At 64.1% G+C, this 16016-nt stretch carries 17 protein-coding genes; 7 read left to right on the top strand and 10 right to left on the bottom strand.

What is annotated here, in order from left to right; translation table 11 throughout:
• The coding region (locus tag H3V53_RS39825) for a response regulator (RefSeq protein ID WP_336602509.1) at positions 1-794 on the top strand (794 nt) is incomplete at its 5' end.
• Positions 795-1075: 281 nt separating this feature from the next.
• Here the strand turns inward: H3V53_RS39825 and H3V53_RS39820 are convergent.
• Positions 1076-1417, bottom strand: a complete 342-nt coding sequence (locus tag H3V53_RS39820; RefSeq protein WP_336602508.1) for an Hpt domain-containing protein — start codon at positions 1415-1417, stop codon at positions 1076-1078.
• 35 nt (positions 1418-1452) lie between these two features.
• Complete coding sequence (locus tag H3V53_RS39815; RefSeq protein ID WP_054923600.1) at positions 1453-2091, bottom strand: response regulator; 639 nt, start codon at positions 2089-2091, stop codon at positions 1453-1455.
• Between the two features lie 370 nt (positions 2092-2461).
• On the opposite strand from H3V53_RS39815, the gene H3V53_RS39810 reads away from it, so the two are divergent.
• From H3V53_RS39810 to H3V53_RS39790, 5 genes are read left to right on the top strand one after another with little or no spacing between them, the layout of a single operon-like run.
• Complete coding sequence (locus H3V53_RS39810) at positions 2462-3178, top strand: TetR/AcrR family transcriptional regulator (RefSeq protein ID WP_336602507.1); 717 nt, start codon at positions 2462-2464, stop codon at positions 3176-3178.
• Positions 3175-4158: an HlyD family secretion protein gene (locus H3V53_RS39805; RefSeq protein ID WP_336602506.1), complete on the top strand. Its 984-nt coding sequence runs from the start codon at positions 3175-3177 to the stop codon at positions 4156-4158. Before H3V53_RS39810 ends, H3V53_RS39805 begins: the two co-directional genes overlap by 4 nt.
• Positions 4155-5141: an ABC transporter ATP-binding protein gene (locus H3V53_RS39800; protein WP_336602505.1), complete on the top strand. Its 987-nt coding sequence runs from the start codon at positions 4155-4157 to the stop codon at positions 5139-5141. Before H3V53_RS39805 ends, H3V53_RS39800 begins: the two co-directional genes overlap by 4 nt.
• The gene (locus H3V53_RS39795) at positions 5138-6274 is read left to right on the top strand and encodes an ABC transporter permease (RefSeq protein WP_336602504.1); all 1137 of its coding nucleotides are present in this window, start codon (positions 5138-5140) and stop codon (positions 6272-6274) included. Before H3V53_RS39800 ends, H3V53_RS39795 begins: the two co-directional genes overlap by 4 nt.
• 10 nt (positions 6275-6284) lie before the next feature.
• Complete coding sequence (locus H3V53_RS39790; RefSeq protein ID WP_336602503.1) at positions 6285-7739, top strand: efflux transporter outer membrane subunit; 1455 nt, start codon at positions 6285-6287, stop codon at positions 7737-7739.
• Positions 7740-7808: 69 nt separating this feature from the next.
• Here the strand turns inward: H3V53_RS39790 and H3V53_RS39785 are convergent, their stop codons facing one another.
• The 6 genes from H3V53_RS39785 to H3V53_RS39760 all read right to left on the bottom strand — a co-directional run bounded on the left by H3V53_RS39785 (position 7809) and on the right by H3V53_RS39760 (position 13304).
• Entirely contained in the window at positions 7809-8060 is a 252-nt protein-coding gene (locus H3V53_RS39785) for a GlsB/YeaQ/YmgE family stress response membrane protein (protein ID WP_336602502.1), read from the bottom strand.
• A 147-nt stretch (positions 8061-8207) separates the two neighbouring features.
• On the bottom strand, positions 8208-8762 hold the full coding sequence (locus H3V53_RS39780) for a GNAT family N-acetyltransferase (protein WP_336602501.1): 555 nt from the start codon (positions 8760-8762) through the stop codon (positions 8208-8210).
• Between the two features lie 116 nt (positions 8763-8878).
• The gene (locus tag H3V53_RS39775) at positions 8879-9718 is read right to left on the bottom strand and encodes an ABC transporter permease subunit (protein WP_054923608.1); all 840 of its coding nucleotides are present in this window, start codon (positions 9716-9718) and stop codon (positions 8879-8881) included.
• A gap of 10 nt (positions 9719-9728) precedes the next feature.
• Positions 9729-10991: an ABC transporter permease gene (locus H3V53_RS39770; RefSeq protein ID WP_419539735.1), complete on the bottom strand. Its 1263-nt coding sequence runs from the start codon at positions 10989-10991 to the stop codon at positions 9729-9731.
• Between the two features lie 112 nt (positions 10992-11103).
• Positions 11104-12153 carry an ABC transporter substrate-binding protein gene (locus tag H3V53_RS39765; protein ID WP_336602499.1) on the bottom strand — a complete coding sequence of 350 codons (1050 nt, stop codon included), beginning with the start codon at positions 12151-12153 and terminating at the stop codon, positions 11104-11106.
• Between the two features lie 59 nt (positions 12154-12212).
• Entirely contained in the window at positions 12213-13304 is a 1092-nt protein-coding gene (locus H3V53_RS39760) for an ABC transporter ATP-binding protein (RefSeq protein WP_336602498.1), read from the bottom strand.
• A gap of 173 nt (positions 13305-13477) precedes the next feature.
• Here H3V53_RS39760 and pdxR point away from each other — a divergent pair, with 173 nt between their 5' ends.
• Positions 13478-15043: a MocR-like pyridoxine biosynthesis transcription factor PdxR gene (gene pdxR, locus H3V53_RS39755; RefSeq protein WP_336602497.1), complete on the top strand. Its 1566-nt coding sequence runs from the start codon at positions 13478-13480 to the stop codon at positions 15041-15043.
• A gap of 19 nt (positions 15044-15062) precedes the next feature.
• Here pdxR and H3V53_RS39750 read toward each other — a convergent pair whose 3' ends face one another.
• Both H3V53_RS39750 and H3V53_RS39745 read right to left on the bottom strand, forming a co-directional pair.
• Positions 15063-15671: a septal ring lytic transglycosylase RlpA family protein gene (locus H3V53_RS39750; RefSeq protein ID WP_336602496.1), complete on the bottom strand. Its 609-nt coding sequence runs from the start codon at positions 15669-15671 to the stop codon at positions 15063-15065.
• Positions 15672-15682: 11 nt separating this feature from the next.
• Entirely contained in the window at positions 15683-15892 is a 210-nt protein-coding gene (locus H3V53_RS39745; RefSeq protein ID WP_336602510.1) for a murein hydrolase activator EnvC family protein, read from the bottom strand.
• Between the last annotated feature and the right edge of the window lie 124 nt (positions 15893-16016).

Genomic DNA, 16016 nt, shown 5'->3' with positions numbered 1-16016 from the left:
CGCGCGCGCCGCTCGCGCCGCTCGTCCCGGCTGGGCCGTCCGCCGCGTCGGGACCGGCGACCGTCCTCGTCGCCGACGACAACGAAGTCAACCGTAAAGTGCTCGCGAAGCAACTCGACGTGCTCGGCTATCGCTGCCTCGTCGCGAGCTCCGGCGACGAAGCGCTGGCGTTGCTCGCGCGCGAAGCCGTCGATCTGTTAATCACCGATCTGCAAATGCCCGGCATGGACGGCGTCGAGCTTGCCCGTCGGGTCGATGCGATGTTGGGCGGCTCCGCCCGCGCGCTGCCCATCGTCCTGATGTCGGCGAATGCCGATGCGCCGCTCGCCGGCGCGGAGCGCGCGCTATTCGGCGCGATTCTCGTCAAGACGTCCCGTTTGAGCACGCTCGGCGCAGCGCTCGAACGTCTGTTGCCCGCATGCACGCGGCCCCGCCCGGCGCACGTCACGCCGCGACTCGAAAGCCATGACTTTACCGCGCTCGATTCGCTCGCGGCACAGGGCATCGACGTCGACGCGCTCCTGCGCGAATGGCACACGGCGATGGAAAGCGACCTTGCGCAGTTCGCCGCGTGCCGCGCGTCCCACGACGAGGCCGCCATACGACGCGCGCTGCACAGGCTCGCGGGCGCGGTCGGCATCGTCGGCGATCGCGGCCTGATGGATGCGCTGGAGCATGCGAGCGGCGCGCGCCGCCTTGCAGGCGATGTGCTGCTCGACGGACTCGTCACGCGCATCAGAACGTTGATGCAGCGCCTCGAGAATCGCGTGTCGCGGCGGACCTTCGCGCCATGAGCGCGACCGCGCGCGGACGATAAAAGGCCCGCAGAACGCGGGCCCAAACTCCGCGAAACACGATGGAGACGATCAGAGAACCGTGTGCGGATTGCGCGGCCGGTTGGTGCGGCCTTGGGGAAGGCCGCGCAGTCGCGCTATGGGTCAGTATAGGGCGATTATTTGTCTGTGCAGGAGAAAATGCCTGCTTTCTCGCTAGCAAGTATTAATTGCCGGGACACCAACGATAGACGGCGCTTTGCCGGAGTCGCTCTGCTCGACACGCTTTGCTGGCCCGATTTTCAGACCAGCAGTTCGCCAAGGCACTCGTTCAGACGATGAATGGCCAGCGTCACGCACGGCAGCAATGCGTCGACGGCAGATGCATCGTGCGCTCGCGCGGCGCGTTCGAGCGTGCCCGCGAGGGCGATTTCCAGCCGGCATTGCAGCATGCACAAAGACCCCGCCAGTCGATGCGTGGCGCGCCCGAGATCGTCCCACGCGTCGCTTTCACGCGCGGCCGTCATGAAGCGCAGCGCCGCGCGATTCGTATCGATCAGCATGCTCGTGACGTCGCGCGCGACGTCACGATCGCCCAGAGCGAGCGCATCGATCGTTTCCCGCAACGCGCTAGCGCCCGGCACCTGGCCGCGCGCTCTGCGGATGCACGCTGAGGCCATCACCGCGCGACGGCGATGCCGCAGCGCCGCGCGAAATCGACGAGATCCACCAGCGTTTCGACCCCCACCTTGTTCATCAGGCGCGTCTTGTGGCTGCTGACCGTCTTGTTGCTGATGAACAGCGCGTCGCCGATGGACTTGTTCGACATGCCTTTGGCGAGCATCTGCAGGATCACCAGTTCCTTGTCGGACAGCATGTCCAGCCGGCGCTCCTCGACCTGCGCGTGCGCGGGCACGATGCCGCCCGTCGATGGCGCGACGGGGAACACGCTGTAGCCCGACAGTACTGCTTCGACGCTGCGCATGATCTCCCTCACGTCCTGTGACTTGCTGACGAACCCTTGTGCGCCCGCGCGCATCGCGCGCGAAACGAATGTGCTGGAATCGTGGCTCGACAAAATCACCACGCGCATGGCGGGATGCGCGGTTTTCAGGCGCGCGAGTACATCAAGGCCATTTATGCGGGGAATATCCAGATCGAGAATGATGAGATCAGGTGTGTATTGACGCGCCATTTCCATGGCCGATTGACCATTGTCCGCTTCAAATACTTCCCGGGTACCGAGCAATTGCAGCAGATGCGTCCTGATTACCAGACGAAATGCAGGATGATCGTCCACGATCAATATTGAAGCCAACGTCCTATCTCCAGATATTCATTAGATTTCGCACGCAATACCGGTTGCAAGCGCAACCTGTCGTCGTTTGCATGCCGCTTTACAGCGAACATTCTAAACATTACGAACTCGCTTTTGGTGCGGAATATTCTGCATTCCATAAGGTCGTCGATTATCTTCTTTCATACGATTTCCGGAGCTCCCCGCTATCGTGCGAATCCATGAAAGAGAAAATGCAAAGAAACAAATTCGCAGGCGAATTTTCTCTTTCCCGCCTGACGCATCTGTCGCTCGCGCGATTCGCTCGCAAATCGCATACGGACAAGGCACATCGACGCACCTGCGGTAAACCCGCTTGAATTTAACTAACTCATCAATTAAGCTCCGGTCCATGAACACGAAATGCCCACCATCCAAGCCGCGCGGCCGCCGCCCCGCCGTCGAAAATTTCGACGTACGCGAGCATCTGCTCGACACGGCAACGCGGCTTTTTTCCGAGCGCGGCATCGCGGCCACCACCGTGGCGCAGATCGCGGCCGGGGCGGGCGTCACATCGGCGCTGGTGCACTACTACTTCACGAATCGCGAGACCTTGCTCGATGCAATCGTCGAAGAAAGGCTCGCGCCGTCGATTGGCTTTGTCTGGAGCGCGGCCGCGAACGGTTCCGACGCCGACCCGTTCACGATGGTCGGCGAGTTCGTCACGCGTCTGTTCGACGTAACGGCGCGCATGCCGTGGGTGCCCGCGCTGTGGCTGCGCGAAGTCGTCAATGAAGGCGGCATGCTGCGCGAGCGGATGGTCACGCGCATTCCGTTCGACAACATCAAGCGCTTCGGCGCACGCATCAAGGAAGCGCAACACGCGGGCGCCGTGAATGCCGAACTCGATCCGCTTCTGATGTTCAATTCGATCATCGCGCTCGTCATGCTGCCGCAGGCGGCCGCGACGCTGTGGAAGAGCATTCGCGGCTTCGCTCCCATCGAGCGCGACACGCTGCAGCGGCACGTCACGGCATTGCTGCTCGGCGGCATGAGCCCGCCTCCCGCTTCCGCTGCAACTGCCGCGCGCAAGAGGGCACGCCGCCCGTCCACGAGGCCCAGGTCATGAAGCCATCCTGTCCATGCGCGCGCGGCGCGCGCTTCGCCGCTCTCGTCGCCGTGCTGGCGGCCTGCGGCGCGCTCGCCGCGTGCTCGCATCGCGCCGACAACACCTGGCAAGGCTACGTCGAAGGCGAGTTCGTCTATCTCGGCTCGTCGCAGTCGGGCAAGCTGACGCAACTCGACGTCGCACGCGGTCAGGAGATCGCGGCGAGCGCGCCCGTATTCGCGCTCGAATCCGTCGATGAAACGGCCGCGCTGCAACAGGCGCAGCAACAGCTCGCCGCCGCGCGCGCGCAATTGGCGGACATCCAGACGGGCAAGCGCCCGCCTGAAGTCGACGTGACGAAGGCGCAGCTCGCACAGGCCGTGGCGAACGCGCGCAAGGCCGCGCTGCAATTGACGCGCGACGAAGCGCAGTATCGCGTGGGCGGCATTCCGAAGGGCCAGCTCGACGACACGCGCGCCGCCGCCGACGCCGCCGACGCGCAGGTGCGCGAACTGACGCACGAAGTCGCTGTTGCGAGGCTGCCGGGCCGCTCGCAGCAGTTGCTTGCGCAGGCCGCGCAAGTCGAAGCGGCGCAGGCGGCCGTCGCGCAGGCGCAATGGAAGCTCGACCAGAAGCGCGTAAGCGCGCCCGCTAAAGGACGCGTCTACGACACGCTGTATCGCGTCGGCGAATGGGTGCAGGCGGGCAATCCCGTCGTGCAGATGCTGCCGCCTCAGAACGTGAAGGTGCGCTTCTTCGTGCCCGAGACGGTGGTCGGCTCGCTCGCGCCCGGCCGCGCACTGACCATTCATTGCGACGGCTGCGCATCGGACGTAAAGGCGAAAATCACTTACGTGTCGAGCGCGGCGGAATACACGCCGCCCGTCATCTACAGCAATGAGAGCCGCGCGAAGCTCGTATTCATGGTCGAAGCGCACCCGTCCGTCGACGATGCGCCGCGCCTGCATCCGGGCCAGCCCGTTTCGGTGACGCTGCAATGAGCGCGCAGAACGATTCGCCGCCGCACACGCCGCAGCCACCGAACGCCTCGCGAGGCGCGCTCGCGATCGACGTGCACAACCTGAACAAGCACTTCGGTGATAAACCCGTCGTCAACGACGTATCGCTGCAGGTCGCGCATGGCGAGATCTTCGGTTTTCTCGGGCCGAACGGCAGCGGCAAGACAACCTCGATCCGTCTGATGTGCGGCCTGCTCACGCCGGACTCCGGCAGCGGCACCTGTCTGGGCTACGACATCGTGCGCGACAGCGCAAAGATCAAGCGCAACGTCGGCTATATGACGCAACGCTTCTCGTACTGGGAAGACATGACGATTCGCGAGAACCTCGATTTCGTCGCACGAATCTATCAGATGCGCGATCGCAAGGAGAAGGTCGATCGCGCGCTCGAAGCGCTCGGCCTGCACTCGCGCGCCGACCAGATGACGGGCGCGCTGTCGGGCGGCTGGAAGCAGCGGCTCGCACTCGCCGCGTGCATGTTGCACGAGCCGAAGCTGCTGCTGCTCGACGAACCGACGGCAGGCGTCGATCCGACGGCACGCCGCGACTTCTGGGAAGAGCTGCACCGGCTCGCGGCGCAGGGCATATCCGTGCTGGTCAGCACGCATTACATGGACGAAGCGGAGCGCTGTCACAAGCTCGCGTATATCGCGTACGGCAAGCTGCTCGCGCAGGGCACCGCGCAGCAGGTCATCGATTCGCAGGCGCTCGCGACGTGGGCGATACACGGCGAGCATCTCACCGAGTTGTCGGCGACGCTGCGCGACACGCCCGGTGTCGATCAGACCGTCGTGTTCGGCTCCGCGCTGCATGCGAGCGGCCACGATCATGCTGCCCTCGAAAAAGCGATCAGGCAGGCCACGTCCCATTTGTCCGTGCGAGTCGAGCCGATCGAAACCGGACTCGAGGACGTCTTCATCTACATGATGAGCCGCTCAACCGACAACTACGGAAAACCATCGTGAACCGATTTTTCTCCGTGACGCGCTGGTGGGGCATCGTCCTCAAGGAGTTCATTCAGCTGCGGCGCGACCGCATCACGTTCGGCATGATCGTCGGCTTGCCGATCGTTCAGCTCGCGTTGTTCGGCTTTGCGATCAACACCGATCCGAAGCAACTGCGCACAGCCGTCATCGTCAGCGATCAAGGGCCGTTTTCGCGCAGCTTCGTCGCGGCGATGAAGAACTCCGACTACTTCCACATCGTCGACACGCTGCCCGACGACGAAGCGGGACGCCAGGCGCTTGCGCGCGGCGATGTGACTTTCGTCGTGTCGATTCCCGTCGATTTCTCGCGCCGGCTGCTGCGCGGCGAACGGCCTTCGCTGCTGGTCGAAGCCGACGCGACCGATCCCACCGCGACGCAGGCGCCCCTCGCCGCGCTGCCGGAGATTGCGCGCTCGGTGGCCGACAAGGACATCACGGGACCCCTCGCGCATCTGAACGGCGCACCTGCCGCGTTCGACGTGCAGGTGCACAAGCTCTACAACCCCGAAGGTGTGACGCAGTACAACGTCGTCCCCGGCCTGATGGGCACGATCCTCACGCTGACGATGGTGATGATGACGGGCCTCGCGATGACGCGCGAACGCGAGCGCGGCACGATGGAAAATCTGCTCGCGACGCCCGTGCTGCCGCTCGAAGTGATCGCGGGCAAGCTGGTGCCGTATATCGCCATCGGGCTCGTGCAGTCATCGATCATTCTCACGGCGGCGCGTTTTGTCTTTCACGTGCCGTTCGTCGGCAGTCTGGTGGCGCTGTATGTCGCGGCGCTGCTGTTCATCGCGGCGAACCTGACGGTGGGCATCACGCTTTCGTCGATCGCGCAGAATCAGTTGCAGGCCATGCAGCTGACCATCTTCTACTTTTTGCCGAGCCTGCTGCTGTCGGGCTTCATGTTTCCGTTCGCGGGCATGCCCGTATGGGCGCAATGGATCGGCAACCTGCTGCCGCTCACGTACTTCAACCGGCTCGTGCGCGGCATTCTTCTGAAGGGCAACGGCTGGGCGGATCTGTGGCCGTCGGTGTGGCCCGTCGCCGTGTTCACCGTCATCGTGATGGCGATTGCCGTGCGCTTCTATCGGCGCACGCTGGACTAGGAGGTCGACGATGAAACGCTGCATGCTGCTGTCCGCGCTGATTCTCTGCGGCTGCGCGGTCGGCCCCGACTTCCGCTCGCCCGCCGCGCCCGACACGGCGTCGTACACGCGCGACGCCCTGCCCGCGACCACGCAAGCGGCAGGCGCCGCGCAAACGATCGTCGCCGCCCGCAACGCGCTGCCGACGTGGTGGACCCAGTTCCGCTCCGGCGCCCTCGACCGCCTCGTCGATACGGCGTTGCGCAACAGTCCGACACTCGACGAAGCGCGCGGAAAGCTCGTCGAAGCACGCGAGAATTACATCGCGCAAGCCGGCGCAACCGAGTTCCCCACCATCGACGCGAAGCTCTCGGGCACGCGTCAAAAAGTGGACCCCACCGCGTTCGGCATTCCCAATGTGCCGAACACAGCGCCGTTCACGCTGTTCAATGCGTCGGTGAGCGTGTCGTACCTGCTCGATGTGTTCGGCGGCAACCGGCGCGCGCTCGAAGCACTGCTCGCTCAGGTGGATTATCAAAGCTATGAACTGGATGCCGCGCGCCTCGCGCTTGCAGGCAACGTCGTATCGACGGCGATCCGGCGCGCGTCGCTGCAGCAGCAGCTTGCATTGACGCAGCAACTCGCCGACGCGCAGGCGCAACAGCTGGGCATCATCGAAGGACGCTATGCGGCAGGCGGCGTCGCGCAGCTCGACGTGCGCACGCAACGCACGTTGCTCGCGCAGACACGCGCGCAATTGCCGCCGCTCGCGACGCAACTCGCGCAGGCCGATCATCAGCTCGCGATCCTGGTCGGCCGCGAGCCGTCGAAGGCGGATTTCAGCGGCATCACGCTCGATGCGCTGCAATTGCCCGACACCGTGCCCGTCACGCTGCCTTCGACGCTCGCGCGCGAACGGCCCGACATCCGCGCTTCGGAGGCGCTGCTGCATCAGGCGAGTGCGAACGTCGGCGTGGCGACGGCGAATCTGTATCCGCAATTCGTGGTGTCGGCGGGCGTCGGTTCACAGCGAACCCGCGTCGAGGATGTCGTGAATGGGCTGAACGTGTGGAACATCGGGTTGAATCTGACGCAGCCGATTTTTCATGGCGGTGAACTGCGCGCGAAGCAACGCGCTGCGCAAGCTGCCTACGATGCCGCGTTCGCATCGTATCGACAGACGGTGCTGCAGGCGCTGCAACAGGTCGCCGATTCGCTGCACGCATTGAACGACGACGCGCATGCGCTGCAGGCGCGCGACGAAGCGGCGTCGGAGGCGCAGGCGAGCGTGCGGATCGCGCAGGGTCAATATGCGGCGGGCGGCGTCAGTCAGTTCGGGTTGATCGACGCGCAGCGGCAAGCGTTGCAGACGGCGCTCGACAGGACGCGCGCGCAGGCCGATCGTCTCGCGGATACGGCGGCGCTGTTTCAGGCGCTAGGCGGCGTGACGCCCGATGTACCCGATGCGCAGACCGCGGGGCGCTAGCGCGCGGTGCTTCCGGAAAAAAATAAACCCGGCCGAGGCCGGGTTTGTCGTCATGCGCGACTCTGCTGCTTATCGGCGCCGAAAGAGCCGGATCACGAACAGCAGGATCACTGCGCCGATGAACGCCGTGATGATCGAACCGATCCATCCGCCGCCAAGCGAGATATGCAGCGCGCCCGACAGCCAGCCGCCGATAAACGCGCCGACAATCCCAACCACGATATCGATGATCACGCCGAAGCCGCCGCCCGCCACGAGCACGCTCGCGAGCCAGCCCGCAACGCAGCCGATGATCAACCATGCAATGAGTCCGTGTTCCATGTTTTTCCCAGATCTGTGCTTTGAGTTATCGGAGCAAGGTGGCGCGATTGCGACACCGCGCTCCGCTTGATGCCACACGTGTGGTGGTCGGTAGTTGTACAGCAGCGCGGGATCGGGGTTGTTAACGTTTGTGAAGGCGGCACGATCTCAGCGATCGAGATACATCACCATGTGTTCTTCATCGTAGAAACTGCCATCGACGCATAAGGCGCGCGGCTCTATGCCATAGGCTGCAAAGCCCATCGACTGATAGAGTTGCCGCGCCCGATGGTTCTCCGTATTCACAGTGAGCAATATCTGTCCCGTACCCTGCTTGCGAGCGTGAGCGAACGCCCGGTTCAGCAACTTCCGGGCAACGCCTGACTTGCGATATGCAGGGCGAACGAACACGCCCCAAAGAATCGCCTTGTGGCTCGTCTGCGTGAGCGCCTCGCGCCGCAGGCCAGCTATAGCAAGAAGCGCGTCGTGCTCGAATGCACCAAACACGACCTGCCTGTCCGTCTGTCGGATCTGCATCGAGACCACATCGAGCGTCTTCGCTTGCTCTTCGGCGAACGTGGGCCAGATCGCCGTCGGGGAATCGGCAATGGCCTCGAGGCGCAGCGCCTTGAATGCCGTAGCGTCCGTTTCGGCCAAGGGACGTATTGTCAATGAATCGTAGGACATTGAATCCTGTTCTCCGGAAGCTGTATGGGCCTCCATCTATACAGGAATGCGTGCGCAAAAAAGACGAGGCCTCACGATTTTTCACAGATCGCGAGGCCCGCTTTCCAGCAATGTCGAGGTTATCGGGCAAAGATTTGCCGAGATAACGCCCCCTACGCCGCCACCGCCCGCGCCGCATTCCGCCCGCGCAGCCATTCGAGCGCGAGCAGCAGGCATGTCGAAAACACGATCAGGATCGTCGCGAGCGCGGCGATGGTCGGACTGATGTTCTCGCGGATGCCCGTGAACATCTGCCGAGGCAGCGTCGTCTGATCGGCGCCCGCGAGGAACAGCGTGACGACCACTTCGTCGAACGAGGTCGCGAACGCGAACAGCGCGCCCGAAATCACGCCCGGCGCGATCACGGGCAGCGTGATGTTGAAGAAGGTCTTGACGGGGTTCGCGCCGAGCGACAGGCTCGCGCGCACCAGGTTGTAGTTGAAGCCCTGCAACGTCGCCGCGACCGTCGTCACGACGAACGGCACGCCCAGCGACGCATGCGCCATGATGAGGCCGATATACGTGTTGGCGAGCCCGAGCGGCGCGAAGAACAGATACATGCCCACGCCGACCACCACCACGGGCACGATCATCGGCGAGATCAGGATCGCCATCAGCAGCGCCTTGCCCTTGAAGTTCGCCTTCGTGAGGCCGATCGCCGCGAGCGTGCCGAGCACGGTCGCGAGCACTGTCGCCGAGGGCGCGACGATAAAGCTGTTCTTCGCGGCCATGCGCCATTCATCGGAGGCGATCAGGTTCTGATACCAGCGCAGCGACCAGCCCGGAATCGGATAGACGAGAAACGTGCTCGACGAAAACGACAGCGGCACGATCGCGAGCACGGGCAGGATCAGATACAGCAGCGTCAGCACGGCGAGTCCGCGCAACGTGAAGTACCACACGCGCTCGATCATCGACGTATGCGGCGCGAACATCGGTTTGGCCATTTTCATCGCGCGCTCCTTAGCCGAGGCTCACTTGCGAACGCGTGAAGCGTCCGTAAATCACGTACAGCACGAGCGTCGCGGCGAGCAGCAGCCCGCCGAGCGCGCATGCCATGCCCCAGTTGATCGTCACGTTGGTGAAGTACGCGACGTAGTAGCTGACCATCTGGTCGTTCGGTCCGCCGAGCAGCGCGGGCGTGATGTAGTAGCCGATCGCGAGAATGAACACGAGCAGCGCGCCTGCGCCGATGCCCGGATACGTCTGCGGCACATACACACGCCAGAACGCCGCGAACGGATGGGAGCCGAGCGAAATGGCCGCGCGCTGATAACTCGGCGGAATCGACTTCATCACGCTGTACAGCGGCAGGATCATGAACGGCAGCAGGATGTGCGTCATCGAGATATACACGCCGGTGCGATTGAACAGCAGCGCGAGCGGATCGTGAATCACGCCCATGCCGAGCAGCGCCTTGTTGACGAGCCCTTCGCTCTGCAGAATCACGATCCACGCCGCGACGCGCACGAGAATGGACGTCCAGAACGGAATCAGCACGAGGATCATCACGAGATTCGCGCGCCGTTCGTTCAGCGTCGAAATCCAGTACGCGAGCGGATAGCCGAGCAGCAGCGCGAACACCGTCACCGCGAAGCCGATCACGAACGTGCGGCTGAACACGGCGAGATAGATCTGTTGTTCCGGGTCCGTCGGAATGATGTTGCCGAACGCATCCTGCTTGTGATCGAGTGAAGCGAGCAGATAGAACGGCGAATACGCGCTGCCGTTCTTCGCGATTGCCTGCCAGTATTTCGGATCGCCCCAGCGTTCGTCGAGTTCGAGAATCTTCGACTTGATCTGCGCGGGCGGCAGTGCATGGCCCGCGTCGTCGTTGAGCGGCATCGCGCGGGCGGTCTTCGCGACGAGCGAGCGGTAGCCCGGAATCTCCGTGTTCAGCCGGCGCGCCAGCGCGCCCATCGCTTCGCCATCGGCGACGGCGGTGAGATCGGCGGCGATCGCTGCGTAGGCGGCGTCGGGCGGCGCGGATTTGCGGTCCCAGTCGCGCAGGCTCGTCACCGTATGCGGCAGCGCCGTCGCGATCTCGGGGTTCTGCACCGCGCGCGTGAGCAGCGCGCCGATCGGCACGACGAAGATCATCAGCAGAAAAATCGCGAGCGGCGCGATCAGCAGCAGCGCCATCGCGCGCTTCTTCGCTTCCGCGGCCTTCAGTTCGCGCTTCAGTTTGTCGGTCGACTCGGGGGCCGAGTCGGCGGCGATCGTGATCGTCGTCACACCATTCTCCCGCTTGTTTCGAACATGCCTTTGGCTGCTTCGGTGCAGCCGCGATGCGCGTGCCTTGCGAACAAGGACCGCGCATCGCGATCCACTTGCTCGTTTACTTCGATGCCCACGACGAGAAGCGCTGCTCCAGTTCGTCGCCGTGATCGGTCCAGAACGTCAGGTTCTGCAGCACCGCGTTCTTGCCGTTGGCAGGCGAATTCGGCAGATTGGCGAGCGTCTTCGCGTCGAGCGACTTGATGGCCGTTTCGTTCACCGGGCCGTACGCGATGTGCTTCGCGTATTCCTGCTGCGGCTTCGACGAAATCGTGTACGCGATGTACTTCTCAGCCAGCGCCTTGTTTGGCGTGCCCTTCGGCATGGCCCAGTAATCGAGGTCGTAGATGCTGCCGTTCCACACCACCTTCAGGTTCTTGCCTTCCTTCTGCGCGGCATCGATACGGCCGTTATAAGCCGTCGACATCACGACGTCGCCCGCAACCAGGAATTGCGGCGGCTGCGCGCCCGCTTCCCACCATTGGATATTCGGCTTCAGTTCGTCCAGTTTCTTGAACGCGCGATCCTGGCCTTCCTTCGTGGCGAGCACCTTGTAGACGTCCTTCGGCGCGACGCCGTCGGCCATCAGCGCGAACTCGAGGTTATAACGCGCGCCCTTGCGCATGCCGCGCTTGCCGGGGAATTTCTTCGTGTCCCAGAAGTCGGCCCAGCTCGCGGGCGCCGTCTTCAGCTTGTCGGCGTTGTACGCCATCGCCGTCGACCACACGAAGATGCCGACGCCGCATGTTTGCGGCGCTTCCGGAATCAGATCGGACTTCTTGCCGAGCTTCGACCAGTCGAGCTTCTCGTACAGACCTTCGTCGCAGCCACGCCCGAGGTCGCCCGATTCGACTTCGACGACGTCCCAGTTCACGTGCTTCGCTTCGACCATCGCCTTCACTTTGGCCTGCTCGCCGTTGTATTCGACGGCCGTCACCTTCGCGCCGTTTTGCGCTTCGAAAGGCTGGTTGAACGCGGCCTTCTGCGCGTCGCCGTTCGCGCCGCCGAAGTTGACAACCGTCAGCTCCGCCGCATTCGCATGCATGGCGCCGAGCGCGAGGACGAAAGCGCCGACAGCCACGGCACAGCGCGATTGCACGATCTTCTTCATGATGGTTCCTCTTTGTGGTGTTGTGCTGCTTAACGACGTGGATGTTGTTGTGTTTCTGCTCACGCGAATACCCGCAGATGCTCCGGCGCGAACTCGAGCGCGATGGGCGCGCCCGGCGCAAAGCCTTCGAGCGCGTCCGTGCCGAGCGGCACCTTCACGAAGCACTCGTCCTGTTCCGGCAGACGGCAGCGCATGCGCACGTGGTCGCCGAAATAGATGAGGCCGCTCGCCTCGCCGGCCACGGCATTCGCGCCCGGCTTCGATGCGCCCGCCGCGAGCTTCATGCGCTCGGGCCGGATACACGCGACGCCTTGCGCGCCCGCCTTCGCGCCACCGATATTGCGCCCCATGAGCCGCGTGCCGTCGACCAGGTGAAACTCGCAGTAGTCGCCCTCGACATTCGCGACGGTGCCGCGCAGCCGGTTGCTGTCGCCGATGAAGTTCGCGACGAACTCGTTGCACGGCGCTTCATAGAGGCTGTCGACGGTATCGAGCTGCTGCACGATGCCCTTGTCGAACACGGCGACGCGATCGGACATCGTCAGCGCCTCGCCCTGGTCGTGCGTCACGTAGACGAACGTCACGCCGAGCTTTTCGTGCAGCGATTTGAGTTCGTATTGCATGTGCTCGCGCAGCTGCTTGTCGAGCGCGCCAAGCGGCTCGTCCATCAGCACGAGCTTCGGTTCGAACACGAGCGCGCGCGCGAGCGCGATGCGCTGCTGCTGGCCGCCCGACAGCTGCGCGGGATAGCGCTTCGCAAAGCCTTCCATGCGCACCATCTTCAGCGCGTGGTTGACCTTGTGCGCGCGTTCGGCAGCGGGCAGCTTGCGCACGGTAAGGGGATACGCGACGTTCTGCTCGACGGTGAGATGCGGAAACAGCGCGTAGTTCTGAAACACCATGCCGATGTTGCGCTTGTGCGGCGGCACGTTGTTGAGCAGCTGGCCGTCGAGCCAGATCTCGCCGCCCGTCGGAAATTCGAAGCCCGCCAGCATCATCAGGCAGGTCGTCTTGCCGGAGCCGGAGGGTCCGAGCAGCGTCAGGAATTCACCCTGATAGATGTCGAGATCGAGCTGTTTGACGACGAGCGTCTCGCCGTCATAGGTCTTGCGCACACCCCGGAAGCTGACGATTACGTCTTCGGTTTTCATCGTGTCCGTCTCCTACGGTCCTCTGCAAGAGGATTGCTGTTGCCGTCGTAACTACGGGTTTCTACTCACATTTGGTTCCACCCGTTTCGATGATTTGCATCGAATGCGTGATCCACTATAGCTGCTTACGGTTCTACAATAGGGAACCATTTCATAAATCCGGATAGAACCACTTGGACACTGTCATCCTGTCCGACTGGCTCGCCGCGCGGCTCGACCGGACGGCTGGCGAACCCGTCTACCGGCAAGTGCTCGGGCTGATGCAACAGGCCATCCTGACGGGCCAGCTCTTGCCCGGCGCGAAGCTGCCCAGCTCGCGCACGCTCGCCGGCGACCTCGGCATCGCGCGCAATACGGTGCTGCACGTGTACGACCAGCTGACGGCCGAAGGCTACGTGATCTCCGCCACGGGCAGCGGCACCTATGTCGCCGACACGCGGCCCGACAAGGCCGCCGTCAGCGCGCGCATGGAGCCACCGGCGCCCGGTGGCTCCAAGGCGCCCGTCGGCCTGGTCGCGGGCACGGCAGCGGCGCAGGCAGGCGCGAGCTCGCCCGGCGGCCTGTCGATGCGCGGCTCGCGGCTCATCAGCAAGGCGGGCGTGTCGGCGAAACAGTGGGGCGCTTTCATGCCGGGCGTGCCGGATGTCGCCGAGTTTCCGGCTCGCACGTGGAGCCGTCTGCAGGCCAAGCTCTGGAAAGAAGCGAATCCCGATCTGCTGACGTACGCGCCGGGCGGCGGCTATCGTCCGTTGCGGCGCGCGTTGTCGGACTATCTGCGCGTCGCGCGCTCGGTCAAGTGCACGCCGGACCAGATCATCATCACGACGGGCATTCATCAGTCGATCGATCTCGCCGTGCGGCTGCTCACGGATGTCGGCGATCGCGCGTGGGTCGAGGAGCCGTGCTATTGGGGCGCGCGCAGCGTGCTGCAATCGTCGGGGCTGACGCTCGTGCCCGTGCCCGTCGACGACGAAGGGCTCAACCCGAGCGAATCCGATCTGCAGACGCCGCCGCGCCTCGCGCTCGTCACGCCGTCGCACCAGTATCCCCTCGGCATGGTGATGAGCCTCGCGCGTCGCCGCACGCTGCTCGAATTCGCGCGCCAGCACGGCGTGTGGATCATCGAAGACGACTACGACAGCGAGTTCCGCTACGGCAGCCGTCCGCTCGCGTCGCTGCAAGGGCTCGACGACGCGGGCCAGGTGATCTACGTCGGCAGTCTGGGGAAGATGCTGTTTCCGGGCTTGCGGATCGGCTACATGATCGCGCCGGAGCATCTCGTCGATACGTTTCGCACGGGCGTTGCCGAGCTGTATCGCGAAGGGCAGTTGATGCAGCAGGCCGTGCTGACGGAATTCATCATGGACGGTTATCTGACTTCGCACGTGCGGCGCATGCGGGCGTTGTACGGCGAACGCCGTCAGATCCTGATCGACGCGATCACCGCGCGCTTCGGCGACACGCTGCCCGTGATGGGCGACGAGGCCGGGCTGCATCTCGTGCTCGGCCTGCCCGATCATGCAAACGACCGCGACGTCACGGCCGCTTCGTACGACGCCGGGGTGATCGTGCGGCCGCTCGCGTCGTACTACAACAGCGAGACGCCCGCACGGCGCGGTCTGCTGCTCGGCTACGCGTGCGTGCCGAACGAGCGGATCGGCCCCGCGTTCGATACGCTTGCGCGCGTGATCGAAGAAACCGCGCTGAACAAGCCCGTCGCGCCGACGCGCGCGGCCTGAGGTCCAGCGTTACGCGTGCTTAACCGTTCGTGGTGAGATGCATCGGGCGATGCGCGATGCGTTCGGCTTCGGGCTTGTCGACGCGCTCGATCGCCACCTTCGCGACGCCCGCGCGATGCATGCCGAGCTCGGTCGCGGCCAGATACGACAGATCGATGATGCGCCCGCGCGCAAACGGTCCACGGTCGTTGATGCGCACGATCACCGACTTCGAGGTCGCGAGCGACGTCACGCGCACATAGGAGCCGAGCGGCAGCGTGCGGTGCGCGGCCGTCATGGCGTACATGTCGAAGTGCTCGCCGTTCGCAGTGCGTCTTCCGTGGAATCCGTGGCCGTACCACGACGCGATGCCGAGCTGCCGGAAGCGCGACGCATGCCCGTTCGCGCCCGTCACGTGCTCGCTGTGCGCCGCGCGATGCGCGCGGTCGTTTGGCTCGGCATGCGCGTTCTGCGGATGCTCGCGACGCGCATCGATGCGCGCGCCATGTTGCGTGTTCTTCGCGCGGGGCCGCTTCGGGTCGGACGGTTTGTGTTTGGCGCTCGCCGCAGACGCGCCAGGCAGGGCGCTCGCGAGCAGGACGAACGAAACGGAGGCGCCGAGGCGCCGCAGCAGAGGTTTCTTTTTCAAGCGATAGCCTGTTAGCCGGAACGCTTCGGCAGATAGTTTTGCGGATCGACAGCCTTGCCGCTGTCGCGCAATTCGAAGATCAGGTTGGAGCGGGCGTCGGCGGGGTCCATTTGCGCGATCGGCTGTCCTTGCCTGACCACGTCACCCTCCTTCACGAGCAGCCGCGCATTGTTGCCGTATGCGCTCACGAAGCGGTTGTCGTGCTTGATGATGACGAGCAGTCCGTACGCCTTGATTTCGGAGCCTGCTCAAGAGGTTGCCTCATGGATAGCTCTACTCATTCGCTGCTCGCCTACGTCTGGTTCGGCCTGCTCGGCCTGATGCTGGTGTTCTACGTCGTGACGG

Origin of the sequence: Paraburkholderia bengalensis, assembly GCF_037126505.1 — a bacterium.
Lineage (GTDB): Bacteria > Pseudomonadota > Gammaproteobacteria > Burkholderiales > Burkholderiaceae > Paraburkholderia > Paraburkholderia bengalensis.
Note: the sequence above shows the minus strand (reverse complement) of the source record. Positions and strands in the feature narration are given on the sequence as shown.

Coding starts and splice junctions, on each gene's coding strand:
- H3V53_RS39765 (WP_336602499.1), bottom strand. CDS start 12,153: ATGAAGAAGATCGTGCAATCGCGCTGTGCCGTGGCTGTCGGCGCTTTC.
- H3V53_RS39775 (WP_054923608.1), bottom strand. CDS start 9,718: ATGAAAATGGCCAAACCGATGTTCGCGCCGCATACGTCGATGATCGAG.
- H3V53_RS39805 (WP_336602506.1), top strand. CDS start 3,175: ATGAAGCCATCCTGTCCATGCGCGCGCGGCGCGCGCTTCGCCGCTCTC.
- H3V53_RS39810 (WP_336602507.1), top strand. CDS start 2,462: ATGAACACGAAATGCCCACCATCCAAGCCGCGCGGCCGCCGCCCCGCC.
- H3V53_RS39800 (WP_336602505.1), top strand. CDS start 4,155: ATGAGCGCGCAGAACGATTCGCCGCCGCACACGCCGCAGCCACCGAAC.
- H3V53_RS39780 (WP_336602501.1), bottom strand. CDS start 8,762: ATGGAGGCCCATACAGCTTCCGGAGAACAGGATTCAATGTCCTACGAT.
- H3V53_RS39760 (WP_336602498.1), bottom strand. CDS start 13,304: ATGAAAACCGAAGACGTAATCGTCAGCTTCCGGGGTGTGCGCAAGACC.
- H3V53_RS39790 (WP_336602503.1), top strand. CDS start 6,285: ATGAAACGCTGCATGCTGCTGTCCGCGCTGATTCTCTGCGGCTGCGCG.
- H3V53_RS39785 (WP_336602502.1), bottom strand. CDS start 8,060: ATGGAACACGGACTCATTGCATGGTTGATCATCGGCTGCGTTGCGGGC.